This window comes from Mycobacterium intracellulare ATCC 13950, from assembly GCF_000277125.1.
Taxonomy (GTDB): domain Bacteria; phylum Actinomycetota; class Actinomycetes; order Mycobacteriales; family Mycobacteriaceae; genus Mycobacterium; species Mycobacterium intracellulare.
Genome location: NC_016946.1, coordinates 5,038,337 through 5,053,486 on the forward strand (window position 1 = coordinate 5,038,337; position 15,150 = coordinate 5,053,486).

Annotated in this window: 15 protein-coding genes; 8 read left to right on the top strand and 7 right to left on the bottom strand. The window is 67.8% G+C overall.

Going from position 1 to position 15,150, the window contains the following annotated elements:
• Positions 1–12: 12 nt before the first annotated feature.
• Complete coding sequence (nirD, locus tag OCU_RS48310; protein ID WP_008261748.1) at positions 13–381, bottom strand: nitrite reductase small subunit NirD; 369 nt, start codon at positions 379–381, stop codon at positions 13–15.
• Positions 378–2,972 (bottom strand): nitrite reductase large subunit NirB, encoded by a 2,595-nt coding sequence (gene nirB, locus OCU_RS48315; RefSeq protein WP_026071137.1) that lies wholly within the window; start codon positions 2,970–2,972, stop codon positions 378–380. The genes nirD and nirB overlap by 4 nt, the downstream gene beginning before the upstream one ends.
• 228 nt (positions 2,973–3,200) lie before the next feature.
• Here nirB and OCU_RS48320 point away from each other — a divergent pair, with 228 nt between their 5' ends.
• Positions 3,201–3,641, top strand: a complete 441-nt coding sequence (locus tag OCU_RS48320) for an Hsp20/alpha crystallin family protein (protein WP_008261751.1) — start codon at positions 3,201–3,203, stop codon at positions 3,639–3,641.
• A gap of 67 nt (positions 3,642–3,708) precedes the next feature.
• Here the strand turns inward: OCU_RS48320 and OCU_RS48325 are convergent, their stop codons facing one another.
• Positions 3,709–4,482: an isocitrate lyase/PEP mutase family protein gene (locus OCU_RS48325; protein ID WP_009954320.1), complete on the bottom strand. Its 774-nt coding sequence runs from the start codon at positions 4,480–4,482 to the stop codon at positions 3,709–3,711.
• Positions 4,483–4,587: 105 nt separating this feature from the next.
• Here OCU_RS48325 and OCU_RS48330 point away from each other — a divergent pair, with 105 nt between their 5' ends.
• The 5 genes from OCU_RS48330 to OCU_RS51455 all read left to right on the top strand — a co-directional run bounded on the left by OCU_RS48330 (position 4,588) and on the right by OCU_RS51455 (position 8,842).
• Positions 4,588–4,893 carry a hypothetical protein gene (locus OCU_RS48330; protein WP_008261755.1) on the top strand — a complete coding sequence of 102 codons (306 nt, stop codon included), beginning with the start codon at positions 4,588–4,590 and terminating at the stop codon, positions 4,891–4,893.
• A 95-nt stretch (positions 4,894–4,988) separates the two neighbouring features.
• Positions 4,989–5,816 carry a hypothetical protein gene (locus tag OCU_RS48335; protein ID WP_008261757.1) on the top strand — a complete coding sequence of 276 codons (828 nt, stop codon included), beginning with the start codon at positions 4,989–4,991 and terminating at the stop codon, positions 5,814–5,816.
• A 46-nt stretch (positions 5,817–5,862) separates the two neighbouring features.
• A complete protein-coding gene (locus OCU_RS48340; RefSeq protein ID WP_014381385.1) occupies positions 5,863–7,806 on the top strand; it encodes a fumarate reductase/succinate dehydrogenase flavoprotein subunit in 1,944 nt (647 codons plus the stop codon).
• Complete coding sequence (locus OCU_RS48345) at positions 7,807–8,553, top strand: succinate dehydrogenase/fumarate reductase iron-sulfur subunit (RefSeq protein WP_003874034.1); 747 nt, start codon at positions 7,807–7,809, stop codon at positions 8,551–8,553. It abuts the gene before it with no gap.
• Positions 8,554–8,677: 124 nt separating this feature from the next.
• Positions 8,678–8,842 carry a hypothetical protein gene (locus OCU_RS51455; RefSeq protein WP_008261761.1) on the top strand — a complete coding sequence of 55 codons (165 nt, stop codon included), beginning with the start codon at positions 8,678–8,680 and terminating at the stop codon, positions 8,840–8,842.
• A 20-nt stretch (positions 8,843–8,862) separates the two neighbouring features.
• Here the strand turns inward: OCU_RS51455 and OCU_RS48350 are convergent, their stop codons facing one another.
• Together OCU_RS48350 and OCU_RS48355 are read right to left on the bottom strand one after the other, a co-directional pair.
• On the bottom strand, positions 8,863–9,351 hold the full coding sequence (locus OCU_RS48350) for a flavin reductase family protein (protein ID WP_009954328.1): 489 nt from the start codon (positions 9,349–9,351) through the stop codon (positions 8,863–8,865).
• Between the two features lie 81 nt (positions 9,352–9,432).
• Entirely contained in the window at positions 9,433–10,494 is a 1,062-nt protein-coding gene (locus OCU_RS48355; RefSeq protein ID WP_179293537.1) for an isopenicillin N synthase family dioxygenase, read from the bottom strand.
• Between the two features lie 160 nt (positions 10,495–10,654).
• Here OCU_RS48355 and OCU_RS48360 point away from each other — a divergent pair, with 160 nt between their 5' ends.
• On the top strand, positions 10,655–12,490 hold the full coding sequence (locus OCU_RS48360; RefSeq protein ID WP_014381387.1) for an acyl-CoA dehydrogenase: 1,836 nt from the start codon (positions 10,655–10,657) through the stop codon (positions 12,488–12,490).
• An 88-nt stretch (positions 12,491–12,578) separates the two neighbouring features.
• Here OCU_RS48360 and OCU_RS48365 read toward each other — a convergent pair whose 3' ends face one another.
• Complete coding sequence (locus OCU_RS48365) at positions 12,579–13,049, bottom strand: MarR family winged helix-turn-helix transcriptional regulator (protein ID WP_014381388.1); 471 nt, start codon at positions 13,047–13,049, stop codon at positions 12,579–12,581.
• A 61-nt stretch (positions 13,050–13,110) separates the two neighbouring features.
• Between OCU_RS48365 and OCU_RS48370 the strand changes: the two genes are divergently transcribed.
• Positions 13,111–13,479 (top strand): VOC family protein, encoded by a 369-nt coding sequence (locus OCU_RS48370; protein WP_014381389.1) that lies wholly within the window; start codon positions 13,111–13,113, stop codon positions 13,477–13,479.
• Positions 13,480–13,760: 281 nt separating this feature from the next.
• Here the strand turns inward: OCU_RS48370 and OCU_RS48375 are convergent, their stop codons facing one another.
• Positions 13,761–15,107, bottom strand: a complete 1,347-nt coding sequence (locus tag OCU_RS48375) for an acetyl-CoA C-acetyltransferase (RefSeq protein ID WP_008261765.1) — start codon at positions 15,105–15,107, stop codon at positions 13,761–13,763.
• Positions 15,108–15,150 lie beyond the last annotated feature (43 nt).

Here is a 15,150-nt window from a genome sequence, read left to right on the forward strand (position 1 = left end):
GCGGTCGCGCGCTCAGGCCGCCCGGGCCTCGGCGTCGCGGGCGATCTGCACGAAGCCGTCGGCGGTGATCCGCACCGGGTACACCGGCACCGAAACGCTCGGATCGTCCAGGCAGGAACCGTCTTCGAGCGAGAACGCCTGCTTGAGAATCGGCGACTGAACCGTGACGCGGCCTCCGCGGTCGCCGACGATGCCGCGGGACAGCACGGCCGCCCCGGAGAACGGGTCGACGTTGCCCACCGCGTGCACGGACCCGTCGTCGAGCCGGAACAACGCGGCCTGGGAACCGTCGTCGAGCAGTACGCCGACGCCGCGGCCCGGAATGAGGTGGTCGTACGCGCACGCGCTCGTCCACACGGCAATGTCGTTGAGAAGCGTCATGATACCTTCCTCGTTCCTTCGGAGTTGTGCTCGCGAACCGTCGGCATGCCAATGGACACAGGGATTTTGCGCCCGGCGTGCTCGGTGAACGTCACCGTCGAATCGACGGCGTCGGGGGCGTTGACGAACGAAACGAAGCGCGAGAGCTTGTCCGGGTCGTCGAGCACCCCCTTCCATTCGCACTTGTAGTTGCGCACGTGCCGCTCCATCGCGGCCTCGAATTCGGCTGCCAGGCCCAGCGAGTCCTCGCAGACGACCTCGCGCACGTGCTCCAGACCGCCGTCGAGCGACTCGACCCACGGCGCGGTGCGCTGCAGCCGGTCGGCCGTGCGAATGTAGTACATGACGAACCGATCGACGTACCGGACCAGCGTCTCGGTGTCGAGGTCGCTGACCAGCAGCTGCGCGTGCTTGGGGGTCATCCCGCCGTTGCCGCCGACGTAGAGGTTCCAGCCCTTTTCGGTGGCGATGACGCCGACGTCCTTGGAGCGGGCTTCGGCGCACTCCCGCGCGCAACCCGAGACGCCCATCTTGATCTTGTGCGGCGCCCGCAGGCCGCGGTAGCGCAGTTCGAGGTCGATGGCCAGCTGCACCGAATCCTGCTGCCCGTAACGGCACCAGTCGGTGCCCACACAGCTCTTCACCGTGCGCAGCGCCTTGCCGTACGCGTGCCCGGATTCCATGCCGCCGTCGACCAGGCGCTTCCAGATCTCGGGCAGTTGGTCCACCCGCGCGCCGAACAGATCGATGCGCTGGCCCCCGGTGATCTTGGTGTAAAGGCCGAAGTCCTGGGCGATCTGGCCGATCAGGATCAGGTGCTCGGGCTTGATGTCGCCGCCGGGGACCCGCGGCACCACCGAGTAGCTGCCGTTCTTCTGGATGTTGGCCAGGAAGTGGTCGTTGGAGTCCTGCAGCGAGGCCTGCTCGCCCTCGAGGATGTGGTCCGAGCCGGTGGACGCCAGGATCGACGCGACCACGGGTTTGCAGATGTCGCAACCCTTTCCGCGGCCGAAGCGCTCCAGCAGTCCGGAGAAGGTCCGCAGCTCGGTGGCGGAGATGATCTCGAAAAGCTCGGCGCGCGACTGGCTGAAGTGCTCGCACAGCGCCTTGGACTGCTCGACGCCCTCGGCTTCCAGCAGCTGCTTGAGCAGCGGCACGCACGACCCGCACGACGTCCCGGCCGAGGTGCACGACTTCAGCGAGGGCACATCGGCGCAGCCGTCGGCGATCGCGCACTTCAGATCGCCCTTGGTGACGTTGTTGCACGAGCAGATCTGGGCCGAATCCGGCAGCGCCCCAATGCCCAATGCCTCGCCGCCGCCGGATTGGGCCGGCGCGATCAGCGCGAGCGGATCCCCGGGCAGCTCGCTGCCGACCATCGGCCGCAGCACCCCGTAGGAGGAGGCGTCGCCGACCAGGACGCCCCCGAGCAGGGTCTTGGCGTCGTCGGAGAGCACCAGCTTCGCGTACGTCCGGTTCACCGCGTCGTTGATGGCGACCTCGAGGCAGTTCTCGGTGACGCCCATCGCGTCACCGAAGCTGGCGACGTCGACGCCCAGCAGCTTCAGCTTCGTGGACAGGTCCGCCTCGCCGAACTCCGCGACGCCGTCCAGCAGGCGGTCGGCCACCACCTCGGCCGAGGTGTAGCCCGGACCCACCAGGCCGTAGCACCGGCCGCCGATCGCGGCGACCTCGCCGATCGCGTAGATGTCGGGATCGCTTGTCCGGCAGGACACGTCGGTGAGCACACCGCCGCGCTCGGCGCGCGTCAGCCCGGCGGCGACCGCCAGTTCGTCGCGCGGCCGGATCCCGGCCGCGAAGATCACCAGGCCGGCGTTGACCACCTGCCCGTCGGTCAGGCGCACCCGCACCGACGTCGACCCGTCCGGGTGGTCGACCGATTCGATCGACTCGGTGCCGGTGCCGACATGCACGGAGATGCCCAGGTCCCCGACCATCCGGGCCAGCAGCGCGCCGCCGGCCTCGTCGATCTGCTGGGCCATCAGTCGCGGCATCATCTCGATGACGTGGGTCCGCAACCCGAACTGGCGCAGCGCATTTGCGGCCTCCAGCCCCAGCAGGCCGCCACCGATGACCACGCCCGCGGTCGCGTGTGAGCTTTGCGCCGCGCGCTGGGCATCGGCGCGGATGGCGTCGAGGTCGTCGAGCGTGCGGTACACGTGGCAGGCGGGCAGGTCGTGGCCGGGCACCGGCGGCACGAACGCGTAGGAGCCGGTCGCCAGGACCAGGGTGTCGTAGTCGTGGCGCCGCCCGTCGGCGGTGAGCACCGACTTTGTCGCGCGGTCGATTTCGGTGACCCGCTGGTTCAGCACCAGTCGGACCCGGTCGTCGCCCGCGTACTCGTTGCCGGGCAGCGCGAGCAGCTTGCGGTCCCAGCTTTCGGTGTAGGAGGTCAGCCCCACGCGGTCATAGGCGGCGTCGGTCTCCTCGGCGAAAACCGTTATGCGCCAACGGCCCTCGGTGTCGCGGGCGCGGAGCGCCTCGACGAACCGGTGGCCCACCATGCCATGTCCGACTACGATGATGTGACGCGGCGCACAGCTTGCGCGCGAAATCCCGTCTGCAGACATGGCTTTGAGAGTAACGGCCAGAAATTACGTCTTTTTCGCGCAATGTGACAGTCCTATGACGAGGATCTCACAACTCACAGGGACGGCTGTGATTGATCGTTCGCTGCCGGCGAACGGCCAGTTGGAACTTAAGCGTGGTCGACTCATGTTTGTACTAGTAGCCGGTCATCGGAGCGCCGGTCACAGGAATCTCACAACGAAGATCAAGGAATCGAAAGGGGAAGCACCATGAGCAACCTCGCACTGTGGTCGCGACCGGCCTGGGACACCGACCGGTGGCTGCGCGACTTCTTCGGCCCCGCCGCCGCGGCGGACTGGAACAACCCGCTGAGCAGCGGTTGGCGCCCCGCCGCCGAGATCGTCAAGGACGGTGACGACGCGGTCGTACGTGTCGAGCTCCCGGGCGTTGACGTCGACCGGGACGTGAACGTCGAGGTCGACCGCGGTCGCCTGGTCATCCACGGCGAACACCGCGACGAGCACGCGGAGGAGAAGGACGGCCGGACGCTGCGCGAGATCCGCTACGGCTCGTTCCGCCGGTCATTCCAGCTGCCCGCCCACGTCACCGGCGACGCCATCACGGCGTCCTATGACGCCGGAGTGCTGACGGTGCGGGTCAGCGGCGCGTACGCCGGGAACCAGGCGCAACGCATCGCGATCACCAAGTAAGGCACCGACGAGACGCAAAAGCCCCCGCACGCACCGCGTGTCGGGGGCTTTTGCCCTCTGTTGCGCGTCAGCCCCAGCGGGCGAGCAGCTCGTTGGCCCGGCCCGTCAGCGCGGCCTGCAGGAAGGGCCCGAAGCTGATTCGCGCCACGCCCAGCGGACCGAAGGCCGCGGGGTCGTCCTGGTCGGGCAGCGCGATCGCGTTGACCGGCAACACCAATTCCGCGGTCAAGCGCCGCAACGTGTCGGGGTGGTGGCGGCCGACCGGGTACAGGACATCGGCGCCGGCGGCGGCCGCCTGATTCAGTCGCGCCACGGCGCGGTCGACGCGATCGGACTCCTCGCCGTCTTGGCGCAGGAACAGATCGGTCCGGGCGTTGATGACCACATGCACTCCCGCCGCGTCGGCGGCCGACCGCAGCGCGCCGACCAGCTCGGCGTGTTCCTCGGCGGACCGCAGCCGTCCGCCCTCCGAGTGCACGGTGTCCTCGATGTTCAGCCCGACGGCCCCGACGCTCAGCAGGCCCTCGATCAGGCGGTCGGCCGGGAGTCCGTAGCCGGATTCGATGTCCACCGAGACCGGGACGCCTTCCGTTTCCGAGACCGCCGCGGTGATCTGCGCGACGCGGGTGAGCACGTCGTCGAACGACATGCCCTCGTTGTCGGGTTTGCCGATCGAGTCCGCCATCGGATGGCTCCCCACGGTCAGCGCGGCGAATCCCGCGCCGACGGCCAGTCGCGCCGACCAGGCGTCCCACACGGTCGGCAGGATGACCGGGTTGCCCGGCCGGTGCAGCTTCAACAGGGTGGCGGCGCGCTCGGCCGGCGTGGTGGGGCCCGTCATCAGTGTTTGCTCCCTTGGCGTCGGAGCTCAATGGTCTGACGTTCGCCTGTGCCGTGGATAGTATTGGGGACGTACTGTGATCCGAAACACTGCCGAGGAGATGCGTTGACGAGCACGACTGGCACGACAGAATTCGCCGAACTGCACGATCTGATCGGCGGCCTGCGGCGGTGCGTGAGCTCGCTGCGGTCGCGATACGGCGACAGCCCCGCGATGCGTCGCATCGTCATCGACGCCGACCGCATCCTGTCCGACGTCGATCTGCTCGACACCGACGTGTCCGAGTTGGACCTGGCGGGTGCCACCGTGCAGCAGTCGGGCGAGAAGATCGTCATCCCCGACACCCAGTACGACAGCGAATTCTGGCGTGATGTCGACGACGAGGGCGTCGGCGGTCACAACAGGGCCTGAACAACCCGAGCGCCCCGACTCCATGCCCCCCGCTGGAGGGGGCCTTCTCTCTGTGTACCCTTCGACAGACAGCCCGTTCGAAGAGGAACAACTAGATGAGCGCACCCACGGCGAACCGTCCTGCGTCCGGTGTCTTTTCACCCACGCGCGCCCGTATACAGCAGCGGACCCTCCGTACCGACCGGTGGTGGATGTCGCCGCTGAGGATCGACCTCGGCTTCGCCGCATTCGTCATCTACGCGACGGCACGAGCGTTCCAGCAGAACTACTTCTTCGTCCCCAAATACCACTACCTGACGCCGTTCTACTCGCCGTGCGTCAGCAAGGGTTGCGGTGAGGCCGGCGACATCTGGCCGCAGTTCCTGCCCGACGTGTGGTGGCTGCCGTATGCGGCGGTGTCGCTGCCGTTCCTGCTGCTGTTCCGGTTGACCTGCTACTACTACCGCGGCGCCTACTACCGCACGGTGTGGCAGTCGCCCACCGCGTGTGCGGTGGCCGAGCCCCGCGTGCACTACAGCGGCGAGACGAAGTTCCCGCTGATCATCCAGAACACCCACCGGTACTTCTTCTACATCGCCTGCCTCATCTCGATCGTCAACAGCTACGACGCGATCGTCGCGTTCCATTCCGACAGCGGGCCGGGCGGATTCGGCTTCGGGCTGGGCAACCTGATCCTGCTGGGCAACGTCATCATGCTGTGGGTCTACACGCTGTCCTGCCACTCCTGCCGGCACGTGACCGGTGGGCGACTCAAGCACTTCTCCAAAAACCCTGTGCGGTATTGGATCTGGACGCAGGTCAGCGCGATGAACACCCGGCACAAGCAGTTCGCCTGGATCACGCTGGGCACCCTGATGCTCACCGATTTCTACATCGCACTGGTGGCCAGCGGCGCCATCAGCGACCTGAGATTCGTTGGCTGAAAAGCCATTTGACTTACAAATCAGAACGTAGCTAGCGAGGGTTTTCATGGTTGATGTCGAGCGGCATGCCTACGACGTAGTCGTCATCGGCGCCGGCGGCGCGGGATTGCGCGCGGTCATCGAGGCGCGCGAACGCGGCCTGCGGGTCGCGGTGGTGTGCAAGTCCCTGTTCGGCAAGGCACACACCGTGATGGCCGAGGGTGGGTGCGCGGCCTCGATGGGCAACACCAACCCGAAGGACAACTGGAAGACCCACTTCGGCGACACGATGCGCGGTGGGAAGTTCCTCAACAACTGGCGGATGGCCGAACTGCACGCCAAGGAGGCCCCCGACCGCGTCTGGGAGCTGGAAACCTATGGCGCGCTGTTCGATCGCCTCAAGGACGGCAAGATCAGCCAGCGCAACTTCGGCGGGCACACCTACCCGCGGCTGGCGCACGTCGGTGACCGCACCGGCCTGGAGCTGATCCGCACCATGCAGCAGAAGATCGTCTCGCTGCAGCAGGAGGACTACGCCGAGCTCGGCGACTACGAGGCCCGCATCCGGGTGTTCGCCGAAACCACGATCACCGAACTGATCAAGGACGGCGACGCGATCGCCGGGGCGTTCGGCTACATCCGCGAAAGCGGCAACTTCATCCTGTTCGAGGCGCCCGCGGTGGTGCTGGCCACCGGCGGCATCGGCAAGTCGTTCAAGGTCACCTCGAACTCCTGGGAGTACACCGGCGACGGGCACGCCCTGGCGCTCCGGGCGGGCGCGTCCCTGATCAACATGGAGTTCGTCCAGTTCCACCCGACGGGCATGGTGTGGCCGCCGAGCGTGAAGGGGATCCTGGTCACCGAGGGCGTTCGCGGCGACGGCGGGGTGCTGAAGAACTCCGACGACAAGCGGTTCATGTTCGACTACATCCCGCCGGTCTTCAAAGGCCAGTACGCCGAGACCGAGCAAGAGGCCGACCAGTGGCTCAAGGACAACGACTCGGCCCGCCGCACCCCTGACCTGCTGCCGCGCGACGAGGTCGCGCGCGCGATCAACTCCGAGGTCAAGGCCGGCCGGGGCAGCCCACACGGCGGCGTCTTCCTCGACATCGCGTCGCGGCTGACGCCCGCGGAGATCAACCGCCGCCTGCCGTCGATGTACCACCAGTTCAAGGAGCTGGCCGGGGTCGACATCACCAAGGAGCCGATGGAAGTCGGGCCGACCTGCCACTACGTGATGGGCGGCGTCGAGGTCGACGCCGACACCGGGGCGGCCACCGTGCCCGGGCTCTTCGCCGCGGGCGAATGCTCCGGCGGCATGCACGGCTCGAACCGGCTGGGCGGCAACTCGCTGTCGGACCTGCTGGTGTTCGGCCGGCGCGCCGGCCTGGGCGCCGCCGACTACGTGCGGGCGCTGAGCAGCCGTCCGACGGTCGGCGACGGCGCCGTCGAGGCGGCGGCGAAGCGGGCCCTGTCCCCCTTCGAGGCGCCGGCGGGCGGCGGCCCCGGCGAGAACCCCTACACCCTGCAGCTCGAGCTGCAGCAGTCGATGAACGACCTGGTCGGCATCATCCGCAATGCCGACGAGATCTCCGAGGCTTTGGCCCGGCTCGACAAGCTGCGGGAGCGGTTCAAGAACCTGCATGTGGAGGGGCAGCGCCGCTACAACCCGGGCTGGAACCTGGCCATCGACCTGCGCAACATGCTGCTGGTCAGCGAATGCGTCGCCAAGGCCGCGCTGCAGCGCACCGAGAGCCGGGGCGGGCACACCCGCGACGACCACCCGTCGATGGACTCGTCGTGGCGCAAGCTGTTGCTGGTCTGCGAGGCAGTCGCCGAGCCAGGCGACGTTGAAGCCGCGGTGATCCCCGACATCACCATCACGAAGAAAGAGCAGACGCCGATGCGGCCCGATCTGCTGGAACTGTTCGACATCGCCGAGCTGGAGAAGTACTACACCGACGAGGAGCTCGCCGGGCATCCAGGGCGGACACCCAGGACGGAGAAGTAAATGACCTACAACGCGACGATGCGGGTGTGGCGCGGCGACGACGCCAACGGTGCGTTGCAGGACTTCACCGTCGAGGTCAACGAGGGTGAGGTCGTCCTCGACATCATTCACCGCCTGCAGCAGACCCAGACGCCCGACCTGGCGGTCCGGTGGAACTGCAAGGCGGGCAAGTGCGGCTCGTGCTCCGCGGAGATCAACGGCTATCCGCGGTTGCTCTGCATGACCCGGATGTCGACGTTCGCCGAGGACGAGGTCGTCACGGTCACGCCGCTGCGGACGTTCCCGGTGATCCGGGACCTGGTCACCGACGTCTCGTTCAACTACGAGAAGGCCCGCGAGATACCGTCTTTCGCACCGCCCAAGGACCTGCAACCCGGCGAGTACCGGATGGCGCAGGAGGACGTCCAGCGCTCCCAAGAGTTCCGCAAGTGCATCGAATGCTTCCTGTGCCAGAACGTGTGCCACGTGGTCCGCGACCACGAGGAGAACAAGAAGGCGTTCGCCGGCCCCCGCTTCCTGATGCGGATCGCCGAGCTGGAGATGCACCCGCTGGACACCCGGGACCGGCGCAAGGACGCCCAGGAAGAGCACGGCCTGGGGTACTGCAACATCACCAAGTGCTGCACCGAGGTCTGCCCGGAGAACATCAAGATCACCGACAACGCGCTGATCCCGATGAAGGAGCGCGTCGCCGACCGCAAGTACGACCCGGTGGTCTGGCTCGGTAACAAGCTGTTCCGTCGCTGAGCGCTCCCGCCGCGCCCTCACCGGCTGGCGGGGTTAGGGCGTCGCGGTACCCGGGTAACCAACCTGCATCCTGTCGGGCCGTCCGGATGGACGGCCGCTGTACCAACGACCGGAAAGGCAGCTGATGGAACCCAGGCGAGAAACCGCCAGCATCAACAACATTCGGACCGCGATCCGGCAATTGTCCGTGCGCGCCCAGCTCGCGCAGAAGGAGGGGCGGCACAACGACGCCGCCGAACTCGAGAGCCGCATCCAGGGCTTCCGGGAAGAACTCAGCCACCGCCCCTAGCGCGCGCCGGCGGCCCCGGTTCAGGCGCCCAAGCGGCGGAAATTGCTCCGGTGGAACACGATGGGCGCCACGTCGGCGTCCACGGTCACCTCGCTGACCCGCAACACGACGATCGTGTGGTCACCGGCGGGAATGAGTTGCTCGATGGCGCTTTCCAGCCACAGGCCGGTGCCCTTGATGAACACCGCCCCGGTGGGCCGGGAGACGGTCTCCAGGCCGGCGAACCTGTCGCCGGTCTTGGCGGCCAGCGTGCGGGCGGCCTCGTCGTGCGCCTCGCCGAGCACGCTGATGCCCAGCATGGGCAGGTCCTTGAGTTTGGGCCACGTCGTCGAGGTGTTCTGCACGCAGAACGACACCAACGGCGGGTCCAGCGAGACCGGCACGAAGGTGCTGGCGGCCAGCCCTTCCCGGGTTCCGTTCACCTCGGCGGCGATGGCCACCACACCCGATGGGAAATGACCGAAGGCCTCACGAAGTGACGACGCTGTCAGCTTGTTGTTCGAGTTCACCGGACTTTTTCGCCCCTAGAGCGCCAGACGTATTTTCGGGTCCGACCCTACCCGGCGCGCATCGTCCCGGCGCGGACACCCTTACTCGTTTTCTAAGCGCTCTGCCCAATACCCATGCGCGGAAGCGACATCCGGGTGCGAGCGCAGCCGGCTCTTCCAGGCGTTGCGGCCGTAGACCGAGAAGATGGGGTCGGCGGGATCCTGCGACGCCGCCCAGTCCGTCCCGGTGCCCGCCGCGAGTTCGCGGGGCAGCGCGAGCACGGGTATCCGCGCGTCGAGGCGCGGATTGAAGAAGTAGGGCACCGAGATCCGGTCGGTCGCCGGGCCCTGCAGGTTGACCCGGTGCTCGGTGGCCCGCAGGTAGCCGCGCGTCGCCGCCTCCAGCAGTTCACCGATGTTGACGATGAACGCCCCCTCGCGCGGGGGGACGTCGATCCAGGCGCCGTCGAACGCCCGCCGCACCTGCAGGCCCCGGCTGCCCGGCTCCGCCAGCAGCAGCGTGAGCACTCCGGCGTCCCGGTGCGCGCCCACGCCCTGGGAGCCGGCCGCGCGCCCCGGGTAGCGGATGATCTTGATCAGCGTGGCCGGGGTTTCGGCGAAGGCGGGGTCGAACACGTCCGCCGGGCTGCCCAGCGAGGCCGCCCAGTGCCGCAGCAGGGTGCGGGCCACCGCCGACAGCGCGGCGTCCCACTCCTCGACGAGTCCGGGCAGCTCGGGCAGCGCGGCCGGCCACTGGTTGGGACCCTGTAGCCACCGGTAGTCGGACTTGCCCAGCCCGCCGATCGGCGGACGTTGCGGCCCGATGTCGATCTGCTCGCGCCAATCCACCTCGCCGCGGGTCACCTCGCCGCCCAGGCGGGTGTAGCCGCGGAAATGCGGGCTGCGCACCATGGCGACCGAGTCCTTGTCGTGCTGCGGCAGCGCGAAGAGCCGGCGCGCGGCCTCGAGCATCCGCGTCACCAATTCCGGGGCGACCCCATGGCCGGTCAGATAGAAGAATCCGACCCGGTGGGCGGCTTCGCGCAGACCGTCCCGCAACCGCGCCGGATCGGCGCGCAGGTCGACGACCGGCACCGCAGTGACGCCCGGCACATCGATCGTCCCGCGCCCGTCTCCGCAGGTAGCGCGGGTTTTCGACGGCATCGGCGCACCCTTCCCAACCGGTTGGTTAATTAGGCAATGAAATCTAGCTCACATCCGCTTGCATCCCACTGACGCTAACGATATTTTAGGTGTTGTTACTGGTGGGTAACTTAGACCTAGTACCCAACCACAAGTGGCATTCTCAACGAGGAGGACCGTAGTGAGCCACTACAAGAGCAACGTCCGCGACCAGGCGTTCAACCTGTTCGAGGTATTGGGCGTTGACAAGGCCTTGGGCCAGGGCGAATACAGCGACCTGGACGTAGACACCGCCAACGAAATGCTCAACGAGATGAGCCGGCTGGCCGAGGGGCCGATCGCCGACTCGTTCGTCGAGGGCGACCGCAACCCGCCGGTCTTCGACCCGAAGACGCACTCGGTGACGCTGCCGGAATCCTTCAAGAAGTCCGTACACGCCGTCATCGAGGCCGGGTGGGACAAGGTCGGCATCGACGAGGCCCTCGGCGGCGTGGCAATGCCCAAGTCGCTGCTGTGGGCGCTGCACGAGCACATCCTGGGCGCCAACCCGGCCGTGTGGATGTACGCCGGCGGCGCGGGTTTCGCGAACATCCTGTACCACCTCGGCACCGAGGAGCAGAAGAAGTGGGCCGTCCTGGCCGCCGAGCGCGGCTGGGGTTCGACCATGGTGCTCACCGAGCCGGACGCCGGCTCCGACGTCGGCGCCGGGCGGACCAAGGCCGTCAAGCAGGACGACGGGTCCTGGCACATCGACGGTGTGAAGCGATTCATCACCTCGGCCGACTCCGGCGACCTGTTCGAGAACATCTTCCACCTGGTGCTGGCGCGCCCCGAGGGCGCCGGACCCGGCACCAAGGGCCTGTCGCTGTTCTTCGTGCCCAAGTTCCTGTTCGACTTCGAGACCGGTGAGCTGGGCGAGCGTAACGGCGTGTTCGTCACCAACGTCGAGCACAAGATGGGCCTGAAGGTGTCGGCGACCTGTGAGCTGAGCTTCGGCCAGCACGACGTTCCCGCCAAGGGCTGGCTGGTCGGCGAGGTGCACAACGGCATCGCGCAGATGTTCGACGTGATCGAGCAGGCCCGCATGATGGTCGGCACCAAGGCCATCGCGACCCTGTCGACGGGTTACCTGAACGCGTTGGAGTACGCGAAGTCCCGGGTCCAGGGCGCGGACATGACCCAGATGACCGACAAGACGGCACCGCGGGTGACCATCACGCACCACCCCGACGTGCGCCGGTCGCTGATGACCCAGAAGGCCTACGCCGAGGGTCTGCGGGCGCTGTACCTGTTCACGTCGACCTACCAGGACGCCGCGGTGGCCGAGGCCCTGCACGGTGTGGACGCCGAGCTGGCCGTGAAGGTCAACGACCTGATGCTGCCGGTGGTCAAGGGTGTCGGCTCGGAGCAGGCCTACGCCAAGCTGACCGAGAGCCTGCAGACGTTCGGTGGGTCCGGCTTCCTGCAGGACTACCCGATCGAGCAGTACATCCGGGACGCCAAGATCGACTCGCTCTACGAGGGCACCACCGCCATCCAGGCGCAGGACTTCTTCTTCCGCAAGATCGTCCGCGACAAGGGTGTGGCGCTGGCCCACGTGTCCGAGCAGATCCAGAAGTTCGTCGACAGCGAGTCCGGCAACGGGCGGTTGAAGACGGAACGCGAGTACCTGGCCAAGGCCCTGACCGACGTTCAGGCCATGGCGACCTCGCTGACCGGTTACCTGATGGCGGCGCAGGAGGACGTGACCAGCCTCTACAAGGTGGGTCTGGGTTCGGTGCGCTTCCTGATGAGCGTCGGTGACCTGGTCATCGGCTGGCTGTTGCAGCGTCAGGCCGCGGTGGCCGTGGCGGCACTCGACGCCGGCGCCAGCGGTGACGACAAGGCCTTCTACGAGGGCAAGGTCGCGGTGGCGTCGTTCTTCGCGAAGAACTTCCTGCCGATGCTGACCAGCACCCGCGAGGTCATCGAGACGCTGGACAACGACATCATGGAGCTCGACGAGGCCGCCTTCTAGGCCGCTTCGTAGGGACGCACAAAAATCCCCCGCCTCCGAAAGAAGGCGGGGGATTTTTGTGCGCCGGCGAGGTCGTCTGGACGGGTTTTTATCGTTCGGGTGTACTCCTACCCGGGCCATCGCGCAGGGACCGGGTCATGCTGTGCAGGATCCGGAACGCGTCTGACCGCTGGGCCTCGGTCAGGCCGGCCAGCATTCTGACCTCGACGGACCGGACCGCCTTGCTGGCTTTCTCCAGGCTCTGTCGGCCACGCGGCGTGAGGCGCGTGGGAAGAATCTTCCCGACGGGTGCCTCCGCGGGCCGGGCCACATAGCCGTCGCGCTCCAGGGCCTGAAGGAGCACGTTCATCGACTGCCGTGTCACGAACGCGCCCCGCGCGAGCTCGGAGTTCGACAAACCCGGCCGTTGCGCGAGCAGCTCGAGGCAGGAGTAGTGCGTCACGCTCATCCCGAGCGGGCGCAGCACCTCCTCCATGGCCGCGCGCAGCGCACTCGACGCCTCTTTCAGCGCGTAGCCCAGGGACGTATCCAGGTCTACGCCGACACCCTCTTGACTCATGTCAGTATTCTGACATACTTCGCTATGTCAGAAATCTGACACGAATCGAAGGAGCAGCGTCATGCCCGCCACCGGCCCCGACTTCATCTCCCTGCAAGCGCGCGACCTCGACGCATCGCAGGCGTTCTACGAGCAGTACCTCGGCCTCGTCCGCTCGCCGGCCGGACCTCCGCACGCCGTTGTGTTCGAAACGCAGCCAATCGCGTTCGCGCTCCGCGAGGTCGCTCCGGGCACCGACCTCGCATCCGTGGCTCAGCCCGGCATCGGTGCCGCGATCTGGGTGCACGCCACCGACGTCCAGAGCATCCACGATGCTCTCGTGGCCGACGGCCACACCATCGTCTCCGCACCGATCGACGGCCCCTTCGGCCGGACATTCACCTTCGCCGACCCCGACGGCTACCACGTCACCCTCCACGACCGCGCCTGATCGACGACCGGGCGATCACCGCAATGCCCAATACCGCGCGGTTACATCGGAGGAGTCGGTCCGTCGAAGGAACCAAAAAGGCCGCCGCTGGATCCCCTCACTCCAGCGGCGGCCCTTTTCGGACGCCCATCGGCCGAGACCGACAGGCGGTCGTTCCGGGGGATGCCCCGTATTGCCGTCGGGGTCGGGGGGTCAGACCACAACACGGGGCCATCCGGGGTCACGGATACCCGTCGCCTTCGATCGCTAACCCGATGTGACCCATCTCATCGGCCCGACGGTCAGGCCTCCAGGATCGCGGCCACTCCCTGGCCGCCCGCCGCGCAGATCGAGACCAGGGCGCGCACCGGCTTGCCCGCGCCCTTCTGCTCGGCCTTTCGCTGCGCGAGCTGCTTGGCGGCCTGAGCCAGGATCCGCCCGCCGGTGGCGGCAAACGGGTGGCCGGCGGCCAGCGAGGAGCCGTTGACGTTGAGCTTGGACCGGTCGATCGAGCCCAGCGCGGCGTCCAGCCCCAGCCGCCCCTTGCAGTACTCCTCGGATTCCCACGCCTGCAGGTGACACAGCACGACCGACGCGAACGCCTCGTGGATCTCGTAGAAATCGAAATCCTGCAGGCTCAGGCCATTGCGGGCGAGCAGCCGCGGCACCGCGTACGTGGGCGCCATGAGCAGGCCGTCCCGCCCGTTGACGTAGTCGACCGCCGCCGTTTCGGAGTCCACCAGGTACGCCAGCGGTGTGAGCGAGTGGGCCTCCGCCCACTCGTCGGTGCCCAGCAGGGCGACCGAGGCGCCGTCGGTCAGCGGGGTCGAGTTGCCGGCCGTCATCGTCGCGTCGCCGGCCTTGACGCCGAACACCGGCCGCAGCTTGGCCAGCTTCTCGGCCGACGAGTCCGCTCGCAGGTTGTCGTCGCGGTACAGCCCCAGAAACGGCGTGACGAGGTCGTCGAAGAAGCCGCGGTCGTAGGCGGCGGCCATGTTGCGGTGGCTGGCGGCGGCCAGCTCGTCCTGGGCGACGCGCGAGATGCCCATCTGCTTGGCGGTGATCGCCTGGTGCTCCCCCATGGACAGCCCGGTGCGCGGTTCGCTGTTGACCGGGATCTCCACGCCCAGGGTCGCGGGCAGCGTGCCCACCAGCTTCAGCCGCTGCACGTTGGACTTGGCGCGGCGCAACTTGAGCAGGGTGCGGCGCAAGTTGTCGCCGAGGCCGATCGGCGCGTCGGAGGTGGTGTCCACCCCGCCGGCGGCGGCCACCTCGTAGCGGCCGGCCGCGATGCCGTCGGCGGCGGCGATCGCCGCCTGCAGGCCGGTGCCGCACGCCTGCTGCAGGTCGAACGCCGGCGTGTACGACGCCAGCTGCGAACCGAGCACGCATTCGCGCGTGAGGTTGAAGTCCCGGCTGTGCTTGAGCACGGCGCCGCCGACCACCACGCCGAGCCGCTCGCCGGCCAGCCCGAAGCGATCCACCAGCCCGCCCAGCGCGGCGGTGAACATGTCCTGGTTGGAGGCCTCGGCGTAGGCGCCGTCGGACCGGGCAAACGGGATGCGGTTGCCGCCCAGGATGGCGACGCGCCGCCGCTCGGAGCTGCGCTGAGCAGCCGGTGTACTTGCCTCAGAACTTGCAGGGGCCACTGTTTTCTCCGTGCTCGTGCGGTCTATCGGTTTGGGATTCGCC